General features: G+C 44.6%; 18 protein-coding genes. 10 read left to right on the forward strand and 8 right to left on the reverse strand.

Annotated elements, in window-relative coordinates:
- Positions 1-48: 48 nt before the first annotated feature.
- Positions 49-1,086: an LbtU family siderophore porin gene (locus tag Q4492_RS09560; protein ID WP_303417333.1), complete on the forward strand. Its 1,038-nt coding sequence runs from the start codon at positions 49-51 to the stop codon at positions 1,084-1,086.
- 247 nt (positions 1,087-1,333) lie between these two features.
- On the opposite strand, the gene Q4492_RS09565 is transcribed toward Q4492_RS09560, so the two are convergent.
- The 7 genes from Q4492_RS09565 to Q4492_RS09595 form a co-directional block, all read right to left on the reverse strand.
- Positions 1,334-3,709, reverse strand: a complete 2,376-nt coding sequence (locus Q4492_RS09565; RefSeq protein WP_303417335.1) for a Lon protease family protein — start codon at positions 3,707-3,709, stop codon at positions 1,334-1,336.
- A gap of 134 nt (positions 3,710-3,843) precedes the next feature.
- Complete coding sequence (gene aroE / locus Q4492_RS09570) at positions 3,844-4,671, reverse strand: shikimate dehydrogenase (protein ID WP_303417337.1); 828 nt, start codon at positions 4,669-4,671, stop codon at positions 3,844-3,846.
- Positions 4,672-4,703: 32 nt separating this feature from the next.
- Positions 4,704-5,618, reverse strand: a complete 915-nt coding sequence (gene hemF / locus Q4492_RS09575; protein ID WP_303417339.1) for an oxygen-dependent coproporphyrinogen oxidase — start codon at positions 5,616-5,618, stop codon at positions 4,704-4,706.
- A 21-nt stretch (positions 5,619-5,639) separates the two neighbouring features.
- Positions 5,640-6,215, reverse strand: a complete 576-nt coding sequence (locus Q4492_RS09580) for an L-threonylcarbamoyladenylate synthase (RefSeq protein ID WP_303417342.1) — start codon at positions 6,213-6,215, stop codon at positions 5,640-5,642.
- On the reverse strand, positions 6,205-6,717 hold the full coding sequence (gene purE / locus Q4492_RS09585) for a 5-(carboxyamino)imidazole ribonucleotide mutase (protein WP_067868572.1): 513 nt from the start codon (positions 6,715-6,717) through the stop codon (positions 6,205-6,207). The genes Q4492_RS09580 and purE overlap by 11 nt, the downstream gene beginning before the upstream one ends.
- A 150-nt stretch (positions 6,718-6,867) precedes the next feature.
- The gene (gene dprA / locus Q4492_RS09590) at positions 6,868-8,013 is read right to left on the reverse strand and encodes a DNA-processing protein DprA (protein WP_303417345.1); all 1,146 of its coding nucleotides are present in this window, start codon (positions 8,011-8,013) and stop codon (positions 6,868-6,870) included.
- Between the two features lie 15 nt (positions 8,014-8,028).
- The gene (locus Q4492_RS09595) at positions 8,029-9,057 is read right to left on the reverse strand and encodes a LysM peptidoglycan-binding domain-containing protein (protein ID WP_303417347.1); all 1,029 of its coding nucleotides are present in this window, start codon (positions 9,055-9,057) and stop codon (positions 8,029-8,031) included.
- Between the two features lie 255 nt (positions 9,058-9,312).
- Here Q4492_RS09595 and def point away from each other — a divergent pair, with 255 nt between their 5' ends.
- The 9 genes from def to gmhB all read left to right on the forward strand — a co-directional run bounded on the left by def (position 9,313) and on the right by gmhB (position 19,376).
- Entirely contained in the window at positions 9,313-9,825 is a 513-nt protein-coding gene (gene def, locus Q4492_RS09600; RefSeq protein ID WP_303417349.1) for a peptide deformylase, read from the forward strand.
- Between the two features lie 78 nt (positions 9,826-9,903).
- Positions 9,904-10,848 carry a methionyl-tRNA formyltransferase gene (gene fmt / locus Q4492_RS09605; protein WP_303417351.1) on the forward strand — a complete coding sequence of 315 codons (945 nt, stop codon included), beginning with the start codon at positions 9,904-9,906 and terminating at the stop codon, positions 10,846-10,848.
- A gap of 5 nt (positions 10,849-10,853) precedes the next feature.
- Positions 10,854-12,161, forward strand: coding sequence for a 16S rRNA (cytosine(967)-C(5))-methyltransferase RsmB (gene rsmB / locus Q4492_RS09610; protein WP_303417353.1), 1,308 nt, complete (start codon positions 10,854-10,856; stop codon positions 12,159-12,161).
- 42 nt (positions 12,162-12,203) lie between these two features.
- Entirely contained in the window at positions 12,204-13,580 is a 1,377-nt protein-coding gene (gene trkA / locus Q4492_RS09615; protein ID WP_303417355.1) for a Trk system potassium transporter TrkA, read from the forward strand.
- A gap of 15 nt (positions 13,581-13,595) precedes the next feature.
- Positions 13,596-15,044: a TrkH family potassium uptake protein gene (locus Q4492_RS09620; RefSeq protein WP_303417357.1), complete on the forward strand. Its 1,449-nt coding sequence runs from the start codon at positions 13,596-13,598 to the stop codon at positions 15,042-15,044.
- 49 nt (positions 15,045-15,093) lie between these two features.
- Positions 15,094-15,540 (forward strand): YtoQ family protein, encoded by a 447-nt coding sequence (locus Q4492_RS09625; protein WP_067868591.1) that lies wholly within the window; start codon positions 15,094-15,096, stop codon positions 15,538-15,540.
- Between the two features lie 146 nt (positions 15,541-15,686).
- Positions 15,687-16,658, forward strand: coding sequence for a glycine--tRNA ligase subunit alpha (glyQ, locus tag Q4492_RS09630; protein WP_303417360.1), 972 nt, complete (start codon positions 15,687-15,689; stop codon positions 16,656-16,658).
- Positions 16,658-18,706, forward strand: coding sequence for a glycine--tRNA ligase subunit beta (gene glyS, locus Q4492_RS09635; RefSeq protein ID WP_303417362.1), 2,049 nt, complete (start codon positions 16,658-16,660; stop codon positions 18,704-18,706). Before glyQ ends, glyS begins: the two co-directional genes overlap by 1 nt.
- 97 nt (positions 18,707-18,803) lie before the next feature.
- Positions 18,804-19,376, forward strand: a complete 573-nt coding sequence (gene gmhB / locus Q4492_RS09640; protein ID WP_303417363.1) for a D-glycero-beta-D-manno-heptose 1,7-bisphosphate 7-phosphatase — start codon at positions 18,804-18,806, stop codon at positions 19,374-19,376.
- A 126-nt stretch (positions 19,377-19,502) separates the two neighbouring features.
- On the opposite strand, the gene Q4492_RS09645 is transcribed toward gmhB, so the two are convergent.
- Positions 19,503-20,171, reverse strand: coding sequence for an outer membrane protein (locus tag Q4492_RS09645; protein WP_303417365.1), 669 nt, complete (start codon positions 20,169-20,171; stop codon positions 19,503-19,505).
- Between the last annotated feature and the right edge of the window lie 194 nt (positions 20,172-20,365).

Below are 20,365 nucleotides of genomic sequence, written 5' to 3' on the forward strand. Positions count from 1 at the left end.
TGTTATAATATAACTTATTACTATTACATAAAGATGAAGGGAAAAACCATGAAAAAAACAGCCATCGCTACATGTGTTGCAGCGGCTCTAGCAATATCATCTCCTGCATTTGCGGACGTTGCAGAAGAATTAGCAGCAATGAAAGCGCGCATCGCACAGCTTGAATCTCAGCTAGCGACTCAGCAAGCTACTATAGCTAAACAAGGAACTACATCTAATACCTCTGGTGGTTTTGCTGATAACGTAAGCGTTTCAGGTGCGTTAGAAGTTCTTGCAACTCACTCTGAAGAAGACGGCGGCAACAGCACAAATGATGTCCTGCTTGACACTTTTGAGTTAGGCATTGAAGCTAAAGTTAACGAAAACGTAACGCTTTCTTCATTAATTGAATATGATTCAGACGCTGAAAAACTAGACGTAACTGAAGCTTACGCTGTAATTGGTGCACCAGATAGCAACCTATCCCTTACTGTTGGTAAAGCACCAGTTCCATTTGCTGTTATTAAAAGCAACTCATGGACTGATCCACTAACTGACGATGCTTTCGATATCAAAGAAGGTATGGCGATGGTTAGCTGGGGTAACGATAGCCTAACACTAGACGCTTATACTTTTAATGGCGCAGAAGATGGCGATACCCTTGATACTATTGGTTTAGGCGCAGATTTCGCTGTAACTGAAGGCTTGTCTTTTGGTGCGGGCTACCTAAGCGATGTTGCTGACCTAAACGGCCTTCCAGCAGGCGATGCATGGCGTGTAAACGGCCTATATGAAGTCGGTGCTCTAGCGCTGTCTGCAGAATATATTGATATTGATGCTGACAACACATCTATTGACCCTACCTTCCTACACCTAAATGCAGGTTATGCAACTAACGTGTTTGGTGCTGACGGTCAAATCTTTGCAGGCTATAGTGAAACAGATGATGGCCAGAATGTTGTAGACCTAGCGGAAGAACGTATTGTTCTAGGTGTAGAGCGCTCATTCGGTGAAAATGCGTCTGTTGTTGCAGAGTATGTTCGTGAAGAGTCATACAGCAATGAAGAAACAGATACGTTAAACCTTGTACTTGTAACAGAGTTTTAAACCACAAGGTTAACTGTTTCCAAGCAGTGAACTAAGTAGACCTGCAGTAAAAAACTGCTATTTACTTCGTAGTGTGACAGACCGGCATTGAATCCCCCTTCTATCATCAATGCCGGTCGTCACAATTCGGTATAACCTTAGTGACAATGAAACCATTGCACTAATAGCGTGCATAGTATCGGTAAAATGCTAAGCATGGAACTAGCTAGCAACAACTTTTACCTATTTTAAGCATAAGGTATGAAGCCTAATCGGCTTTAGCACTGGATATTTCACGTAAACGCTTAACCACTTGGGCATTAATACTGCGCTGAGTAAACGTACCATCCTCTTTAAGCTTACCGGCTTTACGCCCCATCAAGACTTCTAAACATTGATCCACGTGGGAAACTGCATAAACAGAAAACTCCCCTTGTCTCACCGCTTCAACCACTTCAGCTTTTAACATTAAATTACGAATATTTGCCTTAGGGATAACCACCCCCTGTTCGCCATTCAAGCCTCGAGCCTTACATAGATTAAAGAAACCTTCTATTTTCTCGTTTACACCGCCAATTGCCTGCACTTCACCATACTGATTGATTGAACCAGTGGTTGCATAATTTTGACTGATTGGAATATGGGTAAGTGCTGAGATTAAAGTACAAACCTCCGCTAATGAAGCGCTATCACCATCAACATAGCCGTACGATTGCTCTAGAGCTATGCTCGCGGACATCGCCATAGGGAAATCTTTAGCGTACTGATTACCCAGGAAACCACTGAGGATAAGCACCCCTTTCGAGTGAATAGGCTGACCTAAAGTCACCTCCCGCTCAATATCCACAATACCGCGATTACCGGGATATACCGTCGCAGTAATACGTGCAGGTGTACCAAAAGCCACATCACCCACTTGAAGTACAGTTAAGCCATTGGCTTTACCTATAGCCTCACCTTCAGTATCGATCAATACGGTCTCTTCTACGATACCCTCTTCAATCTTCTCCGCCATACGTGCTGTGCGACGCTCTTTCGCATTCAATGCCATCTCCACATGATCAGCATTGATTAGCTCATCTTCCTCCTTGATCCGTTTAAAATCCGCTTCACAGAGCAGATCTACTAACTCACCAATATGAGCCGATAACAGCGCTTGATTTTGAGCCTGCCGAGAACTATGTTCCACCAACCGAGCTACCGCTCGACGAGTTAAAGGCGCTAAACCTTCTTCATCCGCTAAGGTTTTCATCAAACGGGCATAACTACGCACCATCTGTGGAGTTCGCTTTACATCCTCATCAAAATCGACCACAACACGAAACATCTTTTCAAAATCATGGTCGAGTTCTTGTAGTAAGTAATAAATATCTCGAGAGCCCACAAGCACAATCTTTACTGTCAAAGGCACCGCTTGAGGCAAGAGTGTAATAGTACTGATCCCTGTATATTCACTGGCAGGGCTTTCTATACTTATCTCGTGGGATTTCAGTGCACGCTTCAATGCGCCATAGACAAAAGGCTGTTCTAATAGCTTTTCCGCCTCCATAACCAAATAACCGCCATTAGCCTGATGCAATGCACCAGAACGAATAAGCTTGTAGTTGGTCGACAGCGCACCCATCTCCGTATTGTATTCAACGCGGCCAAATAGATTCTCATAACTCGGATGAGCCTCATAAACAACGGGAGCGCCTTTGGTTTTAACATTATCAACTAGCAGATTAACCCCGTAATTGCTTTCCATATAGTTACGTCGGGCAGCATCAGTTACGGGCTCTAGAACCTTGTCATCACCGACAATTTCACTACAGTTTTTAACCAACGAGTTTTCCATCTCTGCCAAATAGTCCATGGCTGCAGAGAGATTGGCATATTTCTCTTTAATCGGTTGGAATAGGGGGGAGATCGCTTCTCTAGTTGTGTCTCGATCAAGATTTTTTAACTTTTCAGCCGCTTCACGACGCCATTGAGGCAAGCCAGTTAGCGCCTCATTTAGCTGATCTTCTAACTCAGAAATAGCTCTAGTAAATCCAGCTCGCGCCTCTTCAGTTAGCTGAGAAAAAGCTGCCTCATCCATTGCCTGCCCATCAGCAACAGGAGTAAACCCTATAGTCCCGGCATCTCTATAGACAGCAATACTATGTTCACGCGCTTCGCGCTCAACGGCATCAATCGCATGATCATAATAACGATTAAAATCGCGCTCGATTTTACTTTTCTTACGCTGGTAAGTTGGGCTTTCAAACGCCGCGGGCATCTCCGTTAAAGCGCCCTCAATAATATGTTTAATATCACGCTTAAACTGCTGTGCCTTCCCGGCGGGAAAACTGATGGCCAAAGGATGGCGATTATCTTTTAAATTATTAAGGTAGATCCAATCGGTCGGTTTCTTCTCTTTTTTGGCAACCGCTTTTAGGTTTTCCATCGCAAAAGAGAAACGTCCAGTATGAGGCGTTCCCATAACAAACAGGTTATAACCTGGACGGCGCATACCAATACCAAATTCCATCGCCTCAAGCGCCCGATCCTGCCCAAAAAAGCCGGTAAAAGGTTCAAGTGTTGATGTGGTTTTAAAAGGTAGTAGTTCAGGATCACAGCTGCAATAGAGCTGCTCAGTGGATAGTCGGGTTTCCGTTACCATATGGCGCTCCCGCTGATGACTGGGGTCATTAAGAAATCACAATTTTTACCTGTGTTTCTTGAAGTTATACCCCCCAGAAGCGCCGCTTGCAAGCTCTGATGGAAAAACAAGGAAAGATAACAGTTGTATTAAAATCAATCAGTTAATAGATTACGAAGCTGTTTAATTACCGACTGAGAATCAGGTTCAATTCCGCGCCATATTTGAAAGGATTGTGCGGCTTGTTCAACGAGCATACCTAATCCATCAATTGATTTTTCTGCGCCTTTATCTAAAGCCCACTGACAAAAAGCAGTAGGGGAGGCGGAATACATCATGTCATAGCACCAAGCATGATCAGCTAAAACAGAAGCAGGAATGGGAGGCACTTCTCCCTGAAGGCTCGCAGCGGTCCCATTGATAATCAAATCAAAACATTGTCCATCCAATGTATCAAATCCAGATCCGGAAACATTACCTAAATGAGCAACCAGTTCGGCCAATTCAACCGCTTTTGAAGCGGTTCGGTTTGCAATCACTAATCGCTGTGGCTTCTGCTCTAAAACAGGCTGTAACACGCCCCTCACCGCACCACCAGCACCAAGAATAAGAACCCGCTTACCTTCAATCTTGCCGCCATGGTTACGAATAATATCTCGCACCATACCTATACCATCAGTGTTATCACCACAGAGCTGCCCCTGCTCATCGCGATAGAGAGTATTCACTGCTCCGGCAAGTTCTGCACGAGGGGATCGCACGGTAGCTAACGCCCAAGCTTCCTGCTTAAAAGGTATAGTTATATTCAACCCCCGCCCATCGCCGGATAAAAATGACTCAACAGTTTCAGCAAATTTATCTTCCGCTACAGCAACCGCCTCATAGGTCAAATCTTGACCTGTATTTTCAGCAAAAGCCGTATGAATCTGCGGTGATTTTGAATGCGTTATAGGGTTGCCAAAAACGGCATAACGATCTGTCATATATACGGACTCTTTACATTGCTTGAGTAATGTTAAACATTCAACCAATCTGTAGGCTTTAAATAACGATCATATAACACAGATTCTTCAGTGCCTGCTTCTGGTTTCCAATCATAGCCCCAACGCACTTCAGGAGGCAGTGACATTAGAATTGACTCTGTACGCCCACCAGACTGAAGGCCAAAAAGTGTCCCACGATCATAAACAAGGTTAAACTCAACATAACGTCCACGACGATGCAGTTGGAAATCACGTTGACGCTCGCCGTACTCTTTATCTTTATTACGCTCAATAATTGGGATATAAGCTTTACTATAAGCGTTACCAATAGATTGCATCAGAGCAAAGCTTTTTTCGAAACCATACTCATTCAGGTCATCAAAAAACAATCCACCTATACCTCTTGGCTCATCACGATGCTTCAGATGGAAATACTCATCACACCATGTTTTAAAGTGTGGATAGATATCCTCGCCAAACGGGTCACATGCATCTTTAGCTGTTTGATGCCAAAATTTACAGTCTTCATCATTGCCATAGTAAGGCGTTAAATCAAAACCACCACCAAACCACCAAACAGGATCTTCCCCTTCTTTTTCTGCAATAAAGAAGCGTACGTTAGCATGCGAAGTAGGGATGTAAGGGTTTTTTGGATGGATGACCAAGGAAACACCCATCGCCTGAAAGTTACGTCCGGCCAACTCAGGCCGATGCGCAGTAGCCGAGCCCGGTAACTTATCACCAAAAACATGGGAGAAGTTTACCCCGCCTTTTTCAATGATGGCTCCATCCGCTAATACTCGAGTCCGACCTCCGCCGCCGGTTTCACGCTGCCATTCGTCCTCAAAGAATTCACCACCGCCATCAACCTTTTCAAGGGCATCACAAATAGCGTCCTGAAGGCTTAATAGATATTCTTTTACAGCTTCGATATTTGGGGCGGACATAGTACTCACTCACTTATATATTCAGACCCTAACGATACGGTCCGATTTTAAATCTTTAATTTGGGTTGGCTGAGACAATCCGCCTAAACAACCAGGCAAAACATAATCAAGCTCACTGCCGAAGTAAGTATTTACTCTCAATATATCTTTTGCAGGACAATGAGCTGAAGGATTAGCAGAAGTTGAAACGATGAAAGAACCGTAAGTTTCAGTTAACTTTTTAACAAGTAAGTGATCGCTCACTCTCACAGCAACCGAACTATGTTTTCCTTTAATCCATCTGGGGATTATATCTTTTTTGTCCGGTAAAACCCACGTATAAGGCCCCGGCCAACTAGCCGTTACTTTATCGTATTCTTCCGCACTGAGGTCATCTAACAGAAATTGTATTTGAGACAGGTTGCCCGCAACCAAAACAAGCCCTTTATCGACAGGGCGTCGTTTAATTTTGAGCAGGTGGGAGACTGCGTCTTGGTTAAAAGGGTCACACCCTAATCCCCAAACCGCTTCGGTAGGATAGGCGATAACACCTCCGTGTTCTATCGCCCGAACAGACTGATGGATATGCCACCAGTTTAAATTCTGATTACAACTCACCGTTCTGTAGCTTTTCCTGCAGTGCTGCATCTTTTGCAACAATGGAATCAGTATTAGCTTGTCGCTCTTGTTTTAAACGTTCCGCAAGATCAGCATCCGCTACAGCCATAATCTGTGCACCAAGGTAGGCTGCATTTTTAGCGCCAGCTTTACCAATAGCAACTGTAGCAACAGGAATACCACCCGGCATCTGAACAGTAGAAAGTAACGCATCTAAACCATCAAGTGATGAATTAATTGGCACACCAATCACTGGTTTAGTTGTATTCGCAGCTACGGCACCTGCTAAATGAGCAGCCATTCCGGCAGCACAAATAAAAGCTACAGCACCACGAGCATCAGCATCTTTAACATAATCATGTGTCTGAACCGGAGTACGGTGTGCAGAGCTAACTTTAATTTCGAACGCAACGTCCAATGAGCGCAATACGTCAACCGCAGCGGTCATTACAGGTAGGTCAGAATCCGACCCCATTAGAATAGCAAGGAATGGTTTGCTCATGTCTCTCTCGGATAGTTAGGTTAGGATGCTGAACACTAAATGTTCAAAGCCCGCTTTGCAACAACTGTTAGGTCATAGATATAGACGAAAAATATATAGAAAAATCGACTGATATTCCTTTTTATTTCATGTTAGGCAAACCAAACTCTTTTAGCACTTAATATAGCCACCCTCTCTTTGCTCTATCACTCCTTTTAATTCCATAGAGACAAGTAGCTGACTCAACTCAGCAATGCTTAAACCACTTTGAACACTTAGCGCATCTATACAACAAACCTCATAACCTATCTGTTCTAAAACGCGGCTTTCAGCGCCACTCAACTCAACCATTAAATTATTCTGGGCACTGCTGTCTAGGTTTACGCTATCTTGCTCAAACTCCTCATTTAGATAACAACCCAATAAAGGCGCAAGTTGGTCAACCATCTCTTGCGCTGTTTCTACCAATGCGGCTCCCTCTTTAATTAACAAGTGGCAACCTCGACTTAAAGGATTATTTAATGGACCCGGCAGCGCAAAAACCTCTCGACCATGCTCCATTGCCATTCTAGCCGTAATTAAAGATCCGCTTTTCGGAGCCGCCTCAACAACCAGCACACCTACGCTCATACCACTAATTAAGCGATTCCTTTTTGGAAAATGGGGCGCTATAGGAGGGGAGCCCAAGAAAAATTCACTTACCCAAGCACCTCCATTTCTTAAAATATCTACAGCTAATGATCGATTTCGGGCGGGATAGATCCGATCAATGCCGGTACCAAAAACAGCGACAGTAGGCTTCTCAATATCAATGCACGCCTTATGGGCCGCGGCATCAACCCCCAAAGCCAATCCCGAATTAACAACAACGCCATTTTTGGCGAATTCTAAGGCAAACCTGTAGGCTTGCTTTAAACCACTTGCAGACGCGCTCCTGCTACCGACAATCGCTATCTGGGGTAGATTAAGTGCTTGAATATTCCCACGAACAAACAAAATAGGAGGAGGATCATAAATTTCACGAAGTAATTGGGGATAATCAGAGTGGGTGATCGGTAGGATATGTGCGTCATCAAACGATGCTTGCCACTGCGAAGCAGTATCTATAGCTTGATGAACAAGACCTTGAGAGGAGCACTGATATTCACACAGCGCATCTACAGTTTTCTGTTTAAGACCTAGCCGCTGCCATTCGATTGCAGATGCGTTAAGAAGCTTTTCAGGCGTCCAGCCTTGCTCCCATAACGCTTTAATCGAAGCCGGCCCAAGACTGGGCAGAGCTGCAACGGCGATCCAGTCCCTTGGATCTGCCGTCATTTTTATTTCCTTAAATTATGGTTGGCGCAAAGTATCGCCAATAGAAACGACATCTGTACTTTGCATAACTAAACCATAGCTTACTTTTTCGAATACTTTAAACACCATCAATTCGCCCGAACGTTCACTAGGCAAAGTGACGAACTCTTTAGTCACAGGATCCTTAAGACGCTCACCTTTACGGTAAATAGCAAAAACATGCCCAGGCTCTAAACCTTCACGTACACCGCGGTTAATGGCGACAGCATTGAACTGCCCGCCATCTCTAACACCACCAAGCACTTTAAGAATTTTACCTTCAAGACCATCAGGAGAGGGTTGAGGATAAAAGATAGACTGTATACGAACTTCTTCGGTCGGTACTACTCGATCCAATACTCGAATCTCTTTTTTAGATTTCACAACATCAAGGGTAATAACATCGTCTGTGTGTGTTTTCACATCAGCATCAGCTACCTTAGTTAGCTCGAAACCTAATACCTCTTCCGTATCAGGGTCTACGTATTCACCATCTGCACGATAGATGCCTTGTCGACGCTGCTCTTCTAACAAACTACCTCGAGCATAAATACGATCGCCTGCACCGGCGATGATGCGTGCACTTTTACCACCTAATACATAAGGAGCGTCCTTTAGAATATCTTCCTCTAACACACGGTTATCATTCAAAAAGCTGATGATGTCGCGTAGAGGTATCGCAGGGATAGCCTGATCTAGCGGAGAGGTTCGCGCACGAGGATAGATACCACTATCTCGACGAACACCAAGACGAGGCTTACCATCTACCCATGTTAAGTAGATAACATCACCAGGATAAATAAGGTGTGGATTATCAACTTGTGGGTTTACGCCCCAAACCTCTGGCCATTTCCAAGGGCTTTGCAGAAAGCGCCCTGATATGTGCCATAAAGTATCACCTTTAACTACCACGTATTCTTGTGGATAATCATCACGAAGAAGCAAACTATCCTCTCGTGTTTCAGCACTAACATGCGTAATAGAAAGCACCACAAAGGCAAGTAATCCACATAACAATTTTTTCATGTCCAGTTCCCTTATTACCCCAAGCTATAAAACTATCAAGCTAACGAGGTAACGACAATGCATTGAGCGTTCTAATCAGTATAATAGGCAGAATAATATTTTTCGCTATCGATCTCGACATATTATTTCGGCCAATCTGCTGAAAAATCGAGAAATTTGATTAGAAACAAAGTTACTTTCTTTCTAACGTTAGCATGTATCAATGATAGATACCTGCTGGATAGCCTCACACAACTGTAGAATAGACATTAAATCATGGCAATATTAACCATTCTAGAATACCCAGATCCTCGCCTGCGCACTATCGCAGAACCTGTAGAAACGGTTGATGATGCCGTACGTGCTCAAATTGATGACATGCTCGAAACTATGTATGCCGCCCCCGGCATAGGTTTAGCAGCAACGCAGGTAAATATTCATAAGCGTATTGTTACTATCGATATCTCAGAAGAACAAAACGAGCCTTTAATTCTGATTAACCCTGAATTTGAAATACTTGAAGATGAGTTACACAAATATCAGGAAGGCTGTTTATCTGTTCCCGGCTTCTATGAAGATGTGCAGCGCCCACAAAAAGTTAAGTTAAAAGCTCTAGATTACAATGGTGAGCCATACGAACTTATTGCAGACGACCTTTTAGCGGTTTGTATTCAACATGAATTAGATCATCTAAATGGCAAGTTGTTTGTAGATTACCTTTCCATGCTTAAACGAAACCGCATTAAAGGTAAGCTTGAAAAACAGCACAAAATGGAAAAGCACGCGTAAGCGCGATCGACTACACTCTATTCTCAGGCTTGCGCTTAACAGCGCAGGCCTGTTTTATTTAATTTGGATAACTTTTTTATGGCTAACACCCCACTTCGTATCGTCTTTGCAGGAACGCCAGACTTCGCCGCGTACAATTTACAAGCGCTGCTGGATAGCGACCACCAAGTGATAGCGGTGTATACCCAGCCTGATAAAAAAGGAAAACGCAAAAACCAAATGGCACCAAGGCCGGTTAAAGACCTTGCTCAAGCCCATAACATCCCTGTTTTTCAGCCCACCAGCTTAAAAACCGAGGAGGAGCAGCAAGTACTCGCTAACCTTGAAGCCGACATTATGGTTGTTGTTGCTTATGGAATGCTCTTGCCACCCTCCATATTAGAAACTCCCCGTTTAGGCTGTATTAATGTGCATGGCTCACTTCTGCCACGCTGGAGAGGTGCCGCCCCTGTAGAACGCTCTATGTTAGCCGGTGATGCAGAAACCGGCGTCACCATCATGCAGATGGATGAAGGTTTAGATACCGGTGACATGCTTTTAAAAGCCGCAACACCTATAAATGAAACAGATACAGCAGCGTCCCTTTTTGATCGTTTAAGTGGCATAGGTGCAACCGCCTTAATCGAAACATTAAACGGCCTATGTGAAGGAAACATTGCTGCTGAAATGCAAGATAATGAGTTAGCAACTTATGCCCACAAGCTCAGCAAAGAAGAGGGCGTGATCGACTGGAACCAATCAGCAGAAGCTATTGATCTAAAGATTCGCGCATTGAGCCCACGTATAGCGGTTACTTTCCAGCTAGAAGGTGAAACAATTAAGTTGCTTGAATGCGAACGACTAGATCAACAAGGTGTAGCAGGACAAATTCTTCCCTCTGATAAAAAAAGCATCGTTGTTGGCTGCGGGGAAGGGGCTATCAAAATCAAGATGCTGCAACTCCCCGGTAAAAAGCCTATGGATGCAGCTTCAGTACTCAACTCTAAACGTGAACAGTTTAGTGCTGGCGTACAACTAGGATAACTATAATGACATCCAATGTCCGTGCCTTAGCCGCTCAAGTGTTGACTCCTTTATTGCAGAACAAAGGTTCGCTCAACACCCAGCTCCCCGCTATTGAGCGACGCTGCCCAGAGAAAGATCGCGCCTTACTTCGCGAACTCTGCTATGGCACTATGCGTCACCACCCACAGTTAAATTGCATAATAAAACTGCTTCAAAATCGCGCTTTCAAATTTCGCGATATAGACATTAAAGCGATTGTGCTTCTAGGTTTATACCAACTTCAACATACACGTATTCCCGCCCATGCAGCCATCAGTGAAAGTGTTGAGGCTTGCAGGGATTTAGATAAGGAGTGGGCAGGTAAAGTTGTGAACGCTATTTTACGCCGCTTCCAACGGGAACAAGAGGAGTTGATCGACTCATTATCAGACAACGAATCTTACCAATTTAACCACCCCGAGTGGATGATCGCTAAATTAAAAAACAACTGGCCGGATCATTGGCAACAGATCCTACAAGCCAACAATGAACAAGCACCTCTGACGTTAAGAATCAACGCACTCAAAACAGATAGAGAAAGCTATTTAACTCAGCTTGAACCCATCGTTGATGCAGAGAAAACCGAATTTAGTCCCACAGGAATTCGCCTATCCACCTCATTAAATATTGAATCACTGCCCGGTTATGAGGAAGGCGCCTTTAGTGTGCAAGATGAGGCGGCCCAACTATCCGCCCAACTACTAGATTTGCAGGCAGGTCAAACCGTTCTCGATGCTTGCGCGGCCCCAGGTGGAAAACTATGCCACCTATTGGAAAGTGAACCCGCTCTAGCCTCCGTTGATGCCGTTGAACTAGAAGAGAGAAGAGCAGGGCGAATCGAAGAAAACCTAGAGCGCTTAGATTTAGATGCCAATGTAATTATTGCTGATGCTTCACATCAAGAGTGGTGGGACGGAACGCTCTACGATCGAATTCTATTAGATGCACCCTGTTCAGCCACCGGCGTTATTAGACGCAATCCAGATATTAAATATTTACGCCAAGGTGAAGATATTCATGAAACATCTAAACTACAATTATCTATCTTAGAAAACTGCTGGTCGATGCTCAAACCAGGCGGAAAATTACTCTATGCAACTTGCTCCATTTTCCCGCAAGAAAATGAGCGACAGATAAAGCGCTTTATTGCACAAACAGACGATGTAACAGAGATAAAAATTGATGCACCTTGGGGAATTGCCCGCGAGCATGGACGTCAATTATTTCCACAAATCAATCGCCATGATGGTTTCTATTATGCACTGCTGGAAAAACAGAGTAAGCTCGACTAAAACGGCGACTCTACCGCCTCTAGCAGCAGTAAAAGGCTGATAATGAAGATTATTATTCTAGGTGCCGGGCAAGTTGGCGGCACACTGGCTGAGAATTTAGCCCGAGAAGATAACGACATCACCGTCGTCGACACAGACACGAATCGACTGCGAGAACTTCAAGACAGACTCGATATTCGTACCATCGAAGGCAAAGCCTCATACCCAACGGTACTGGAACAGGCCGGTGCGGTAGATGCTGATATGTTGATTGCAGTTACCAACTCTGACGAAGTTAATATGCTCGCCTGTCAGATTGCACAAACACTGTTCAACACGCCAACAAAGATCGCTCGTGTTCGCGAGCATGATTACCTCAACAAAAACCAGAAGATTTTTGGCGAAAAAGGCATCCCTATTGATGTAAAAATCAGCCCTGAATTTCTAGTTACCAAACATATCAAACGCCTTATTCAGCACCCAGGCGCACTGCAAGTACTCGATTTTGCCGATGGAAAAGCACAACTTGTAGCAGTAAAGGCTTACTATGGCGGCCCACTGGTAGGGCGCGAAATATCTTACCTTCGTGCACATATGCCCGCCGTTGATACCCGCGTTGCAGCCATTTTCCGTAGTGGTAGTCCTATTATCCCTAAAGGGGATACAGTGATTGAAGCAGACGATGAAGTCTTCTTTATCGCTGCACGAAAAGATATTTTGGCAGTAATGAGCGAGCTACGCCGTCTCGATAACCCCTATAAGCGCATTATCATCGCCGGAGGCGGTAATATAGGTGCCCGCTTAGCGGAATCTATAGAAGATCGCTACCAAGTAAAGATTATTGAACGGAACCTCGAACGCTGTAACAAACTGGCCCGCACCTTAGATAAAACCATTGTACTTCAAGGAAGCGCCTCCGATAGAGAGCTTCTAATCGAAGAGAATATCGAAGATACCGATGTATTTTGCGCTCTGACTAACGATGATGAGGCCAATATCATGGCCTCAATGCTCGCAAAGCGCCAAGGTGTTCGCACAGTAATGACCCTTATCAATAACCCCGCTTATGTAGATTTAGTACAAGGCGGCGCTATAGATATTGCCATATCCCCCCAACAAACAACTATTGGTGCACTGCTAACCCATGTGCGCCGAGGTGATGTTGTTGCAGTACATGCTTTACGACGAGGCGCGGCAGAAGCCTTAGAGGCGGTTGCCCATGGGGACAGCTCATCCTCAAAGGTGGTAGGCAAAGCTATCGAAGAGATCAAGTTACCTGAAGGTACGACCATTGGAGCTATTGTTCGTAACGATCAAGTACTTATTGCTCACGATGATGTTGTCGTTGAAAGTGGCGACCACGTGATCTTATTCCTTGTCGACAAACGACGAATTAAAGAGGTTGAGCGACTTTTCCAAGTTGGCTTAACTTTCTTCTAAGCGGTAATTGATCAAATGCATTACAAAGTAATTCTGCGCATTCTTGGTATTTTGCTGATGATATTCAGCTTTTCCATGTTGCCGCCTTTAGCTATCTCATATATTTACGCGGACGGCGCTGAGTTCGCATTTATCGCTGGTTTTTTTATCACACTAATAACCGGGTTTATTATCTGGATTCCGGTTTACCGCGTTAGACAAGACCTCCGCACACGAGATGGATTTTTAATTACGGTACTCTTCTGGGCAGTATTGGGTTTTTTCGGGGCCTTTCCTTTTATGATCACCGAGGATCCCCACCTCTCTTTCGTTGATGCTGTGTTTGAATCTATGTCCGGTTTAACAACCACCGGAGCCACCGTTATAACCGGTATTGATTATCTGCCTAAATCAATCCTCTTCTATCGCCAACAACTCCAATGGTTAGGCGGTATGGGTATCATCGTATTAGCGGTGGCGATTCTGCCAATGCTGGGTATCGGGGGCATGCAGCTATACAGGGCAGAGATACCTGGGCCGGTAAAAGACTCTAAACTTACGCCGCGTATTACTGAAACAGCCAAAGCCCTTTGGTATATCTATCTATCCCTAACAATCGTTTGTGGCGTAGGTTATTGGCTAGCAGGCATGGACGTATTTGACGCGGTGAGTCATAGCTTCTCCACCGTCGCGATTGGTGGATTCTCAACCCACGATGCCAGTATTGGTCACTTTGATTCAGTCACTATAGAACTGATCTGCGTGTTCTTTATGATTGTCTCCACCGCTAACTTTGGCCTGCATTTCTTTGCTTGGCGCCAACGCTCTATCAGCCACTATTTAAAAGACCCTGAATTCAAGTTTTACCTTTCAACATTGGTCGGTATAACAATAATTGCCCTTATAGCCTTAATCGTCACCAACACTTATGAGCCTGCAGAATCTCTCCGTAAAGCGTTGTTCATGGTTGTCTCTATAGCCACAACAACCGGCTTCGCGACTGCTGACTTTGCCCACTGGCCCGTCATGCTGCCATTCCTCCTCTTCGTCGCCACCTTTGCCGGCGGCTGTGCAGGCTCAACCGGCGGCGGTATGAAAGTAATACGTGTTTTACTTATCCTCAAACAGGGTTATCGTGAGATTCAACGTCTCGTTCACCCGAACGCGATCATTCCCGTTAAACTAGGCAAAAAGCCCGTATCCGATCGCGTATTAGAAGCGGTCTGGGGATTTTTCTCGGTTTATATGATCGTATTCGTTGTCATGCTACTTGCATTACTCGCTACCGGTTTAGATCAAGTAACAGCCTGGTCTGCCGTAGGTGCAACCTTGAACAATTTAGGTCCGGGTCTAGGTGGCGTTTCAACCCATTACGGTGACTTAAATCAGCCAGCAAAATGGGTGCTTTGTTTTGCAATGCTGCTAGGGCGATTAGAAGTATTCACACTGCTTGTATTATTTACACCTATATTCTGGAAACGATAAGTAACCTGTAAAATAGATTTTAAGTTATTAAAAAGTTGAGACCTAAACCATGCGTTATACCGTATACCTTTCTGGCGAAATTCATTCCGACTGGCGCGACCAGATCAAAAAAGCTATTAATCAAAACGGCCTACCGATCGACGTCTTAACGCCAAATACAGACCACGAATCAAGTGATGGTTGCGCTACCGAAATTTTAGGCCCAGAAGAGTCCAATTTCTGGACCGATCACAAATCAGCAAAAATGAATACTATGCGCCACATGACCGCTATCAAACGCGCAGATATAGTGATTGTTCGTTTTGGCAATAAATACCGCCAATGGAATGCAGCCTTTGATGCGGGCTTTGCGATTGCTAATGGAAAATCACTTATTGTGGAACACGCTCCAGAACTAACCCATCCACTCAAAGAGATCGATGCCTGTGCTCATGCCGTTGCAGAAAACACTGAACAGGTTATTGAGACCCTTAAATACCTCTGTTTAGATTACTAATTTTCTACCTTGAGATTGGGCAGACTTTAGTTCTGCTCAATCTTTTCACTAAAAAACCCTTTTTATCCCATCTTCTCTGCATTCCTAAGACCGATTGATCATTTTTTGTTGTATAATTGCCGGCTAATTTTTCGGCCAATTTTACAATGGTGAACTCTGTGACTGATAAGGCAACCCCAGACGTAAGCACATTTCAGGGGCTGATCCTTGCTCTCCAGGAATACTGGGCAGAGCAGGGCTGTGTGATCGTACAACCGCTTGATATGGAGGTTGGTGCTGGCACCTTCCACCCATCTACTTTTCTTCGTGCTATCGGACCAGAAACTTGGCGCGCGGCTTATGTTCAGCCAAGCCGCCGACCAACCGATGGCCGTTATGGTGAAAACCCTAACCGTCTTCAGCATTACTACCAATTCCAAGTTGTACTGAAACCATCCCCAGATAACATTCAGGAGCTTTACCTTGGCTCTCTCCGACATATGGGTGTAGATCTAGGTATTCATGATGTTCGTTTCGTAGAGGACAACTGGGAATCACCAACACTGGGCGCTTGGGGCCTTGGTTGGGAAGTATGGCTTAACGGCATGGAAGTGACTCAGTTCACCTACTTCCAACAAGCCGGTGGGCTTGAATGCTATCCCGTTACTGGTGAGATCACCTACGGTTTAGAACGTATTGCCATGTATCTGCAGAATGTTGATAGCGTATACGATCTTATTTGGGCTAAAAACTCAGATGGTACAGTGGTTACTTATGGCGATGTATTCCACCAAAACGAAGTTGAGCAATCTACTTATAACTTCGAACATGCCGATGTACCTAAACTATTTGAACTGTTCGACCATTGCGAAGCTGAGTGTAACAAGCTACTTCAACTTGAAAAGCCGTTACCTCTACCCGCTTACGAACAGGTTCTTAAGGCATCTCATACCTTCAATTTATTAGATGCTCGCCATGCGATCTCAGTAACTGAACGCCAACGTTTTATTCTACGTGTACGTACTTTGGCACGTGAAGTTGCAAACGCATATTTCAATACGCGTAAAGAACTTGGATTTCCGCTAGCACCTGAAGCAATTCGTCAGGAAGTACTGGCTAACTGCGAGGAGAGCAAATAATGTCACATCAGGATTTTCTCGTAGAACTAGGTACTGAAGAGCTACCACCTAAAGCACTTAAAACGCTGTCTAACGCGTTTACCCAAGGCATTACCTCGGGTCTAAAAGAAGCGGGTGTAGGTTTTGGCGACGTTAAAAGCTACGCTTCACCACGCAGACTTGCTGTACTGATTAGCGCACTAGATGAGAAACAGGCCGACCGAGATATTGAGCGTCGCGGCCCATCAGTGAAAGCACCAGAAAAGGCTGTCGAAGGCTTTGCCCGTTCTTGCGGTGTTAGCGCCAATCAGTTAGAAACCATCTCAACGGATAAAGGTGATTACTTCAACTTCCGCAATACAGAAGAGGGGAAAGCAACAGCACTTCTTCTTCCAACCTTAGTTGAAAACTCACTAAACAAACTACCTATCCCTAAACGTATGCGTTGGGGTTCTTCACGGGTTGAGTTTGTCCGTCCGGTTCACTGGCTAGTGATGCTATTAGGCGATGATGTTATTGATTGTGAAATTCTAGGGCTTAAATCAGGGCGCAAAACCCGTGGTCACCGATTCCATTACAACAACGATATTGAGTTAATCACGCCATCTGAATATGCGGCAACGCTAAAAACACCCGGCATGGTCATTGCGGATTACGAAGAACGTCTTGAACTAATTCGCCAGCAAGTCATTGCTGAGGGTGAAAAAATCAGCGCCACTGCTCAAATAGATGAAGATCTACTGGATGAAGTAACCGCACTGAATGAGTGGCCCGTTGCTCTAACCGGTCGTTTTGAAGAGCGCTTTTTAGATGTACCTGCGGAAGCCCTGATCTCTTCAATGAAAGAGCATCAGAAATATTTCCATCATTTAGACAGCGAAGGCAAGTTGCTGCCGAACTTCACAACCATCTGCAACATCGTTTCAAACGATCCGCAGCAGGTTATAGAAGGGAATGAAAAAGTTATTCGTCCACGTCTATCCGACGCGGCATTCTTTTTTGAGACCGACAAGAAGAGCACGCTTGAGTCCCGCGTTGAAAAATTAAAAAGCATTGTCTTCCAGAAAGACCTTGGCACTCTGCATGATAAAGCATCACGTATCAGCACCCTTGCTGGTAAAGTGGCTTCCGTACTAGGTGAAGATCAAGCCAAAGCAGAACGGGCAGGGCTTTTAGCAAAAACCGATCTAATGACAGATATGGTTTATGAGTTCACCGACCTGCAAGGGCTAATGGGTTACCACTACGCGCTAAACGATGGCGAAGATAAAGATGTAGCGCTGGCTCAAAACGAACAATACATGCCACGCTTTTCGGGTGATGAATTACCAGAAACAGCACCCGGCATCGCTGTAGCCATTGCGGATCGTCTGGACACCCTAACAGGGCTTTTTGGTATCAATCAGCCACCGACAGGATCTAAAGATCCTTTTGCTTTACGTCGTGCAGCTTTAGGCGTTCTACGTATTATTGTGGATCGCAACCTTGATTTAGATCTTCGCGAACTATTAACTATCGCTGCCAACAACCACACAAGCTTACCGGCTCGTGATGGCTTGGAAGATAAAGTTCTCGACTTTATGCTTGAGCGATTCCGCGCATGGTATGAAGATGTAAACATCAATGCCGAAGTGTTCTTGGCTGTACTGGCAATCAAACCTACACGTCCGTTAGATTTTGATCGTCGCGTCAAAGCAGTGAATCATTTCCGCAGCCTAACAGAAGCCAACGCATTGGCAGCAGCTAATAAGCGTGTATCCAACATCCTTTCCAAACAGGGTGTAACTGGCATATCTGATGTTAATCCAGCTCTTCTATCTGAAGCAGCAGAGAAGTCGTTAGCAAGCGCAATTGATGCACAGAAAGCAGTTCTAGCGCCACTATTTGCCGAAGGTAAATATCAAGAAGCCCTAGAATCACTAGCAGGACTTCGCGCGCCTGTTGATGCATTCTTCGAAGACGTAATGGTTATGGCTGATGACGAGGCGGTTAAAAATAATCGTCTAGCACTGCTTAGTCAGCTTCGCGCTCTATTCTTGGGTGTAGCAGACATCTCCGTTCTCGGATAAGACTCCGCACTCAGTTATAATAAAAGCCGGCCATTACGCCGGCTTTTTTATTGACGTTTCACGTGAAACACAGATCAACTCAACAATGGCAAAAACTATGGCACTTATCGATCCAAACAAACTTATTATTCTTGACCGTGATGGTGTCATCAACGAAGACTCAGACCAGTATGTAAAATCACTAGAGGAATGGATTCCAATCAAAGGAAGTATCGAAGCGATCGCTGACCTATCAAAAGCCGGTTACACCCTTTGCGTGGCAACCAACCAATCAGGACTAGCCAGAAATTATTTTGATGAAAGCACGCTACATGCAATGCATAAGAAGCTAACGAATCTAGTCAGTGAAAAGGGCGGAATCATACACACAATAGAATACTGCCCTCACGGCCCTGACGATAATTGCGAATGCCGCAAACCACTTCCTGGCATGTTTAAAAAAATTGCAGAGACCTTTGAGCTTTCAGATCTGTCAGGCTCATACACCATTGGTGACAGTGCCCGCGATCTTGTCGCAGGATGCGAACTCAATAGCCAGCCGGTTTTGGTAAAAACAGGTAAAGGGCTGAAAACACTCTCGGCAAAAACCCATCCAGAAAACACATTAATCTTTGATGATCTTAACGCCTTCGCAAAGCATTTACTCTCCAGTCACTCACTTAAAAGCTAAGACAAATAATGCCGAAATAATTTTCCTGCCAGTCGGTCTTATAAAAAACTCAGCGTTTCACGTGAAACACTGAGCAAAAAAACCGTACAGCAAGGAAGGGGGCTTACACGGCATTGTTAGCAAAGTTTAAAAAGCGTAGCTCACTGACAACTTAAGGCTGTCGAAATCCACTTCGTTAGGATTCAATTTACCCGGCACAGCAACCTCAGGTAGAGGATCAAAACTTAGATCATTGATCTGAATATACTCACCCTTAACTGACCACTGCTTATCCACTTGATACTCAAAGCCCGCCCCCAAGGACAGACCAACTTCTGACGCATCACCACTTCGCATAGGCGGGGCAAATGGATAGCTATTATGGATATCAAAATCTAAGACTGTCGCGCCCGCAATTCCGTAAACAGAAAACTTACTTGTTACATCAACCCCAGCTTTAAAGTTAATACCATAAGAGCTATTAAGCTCCAACTGAGTTTGCAGCATATTGTTGATGTTGGTTGTCTCAGCATTTTCATCATTATAAAACGCTTCCGCTACAACGAATGCATCATCCGTTAAATGTAATTTATACCCAAGATGCACACCAACAGCCACATCCGTTTCTTCTGCAAAACTGGTAATACTTGGGCTAGTAGCGCTACCCGTATTACGTTCAATACTGTGACCAAACGTAGAACTCTGCAACTGACCACCCACGTAAAAACCATCAGCAGCCATAGCGCCCGCACTCATCACCGACGACAAAACAACAGCAGAAACAACCGCACTTAATTTAGCTTTAGAACTGTTCATTAAATCTCTCCGTCTAAACGACCAAACAGAGGCCGCCATATAATTTCAGATCGGAACTAGTTTAAAAAAGAGGGCAGGAGAAGGTATCAAGGGCACTTAACAATTAGGTGTTAATTCTATCCAGAGATATCACAGAAAAACTAAATAACCCATATTTCGTGATACTCCTGTGAGAACTGATCGATAGAATTAAA

Origin of the sequence: Neptuniibacter sp. 1_MG-2023 (assembly GCF_030547185.1) — a bacterium.
In the GTDB taxonomy this organism is placed as follows: Bacteria; Pseudomonadota; Gammaproteobacteria; order Pseudomonadales; family Balneatricaceae; genus Neptuniibacter.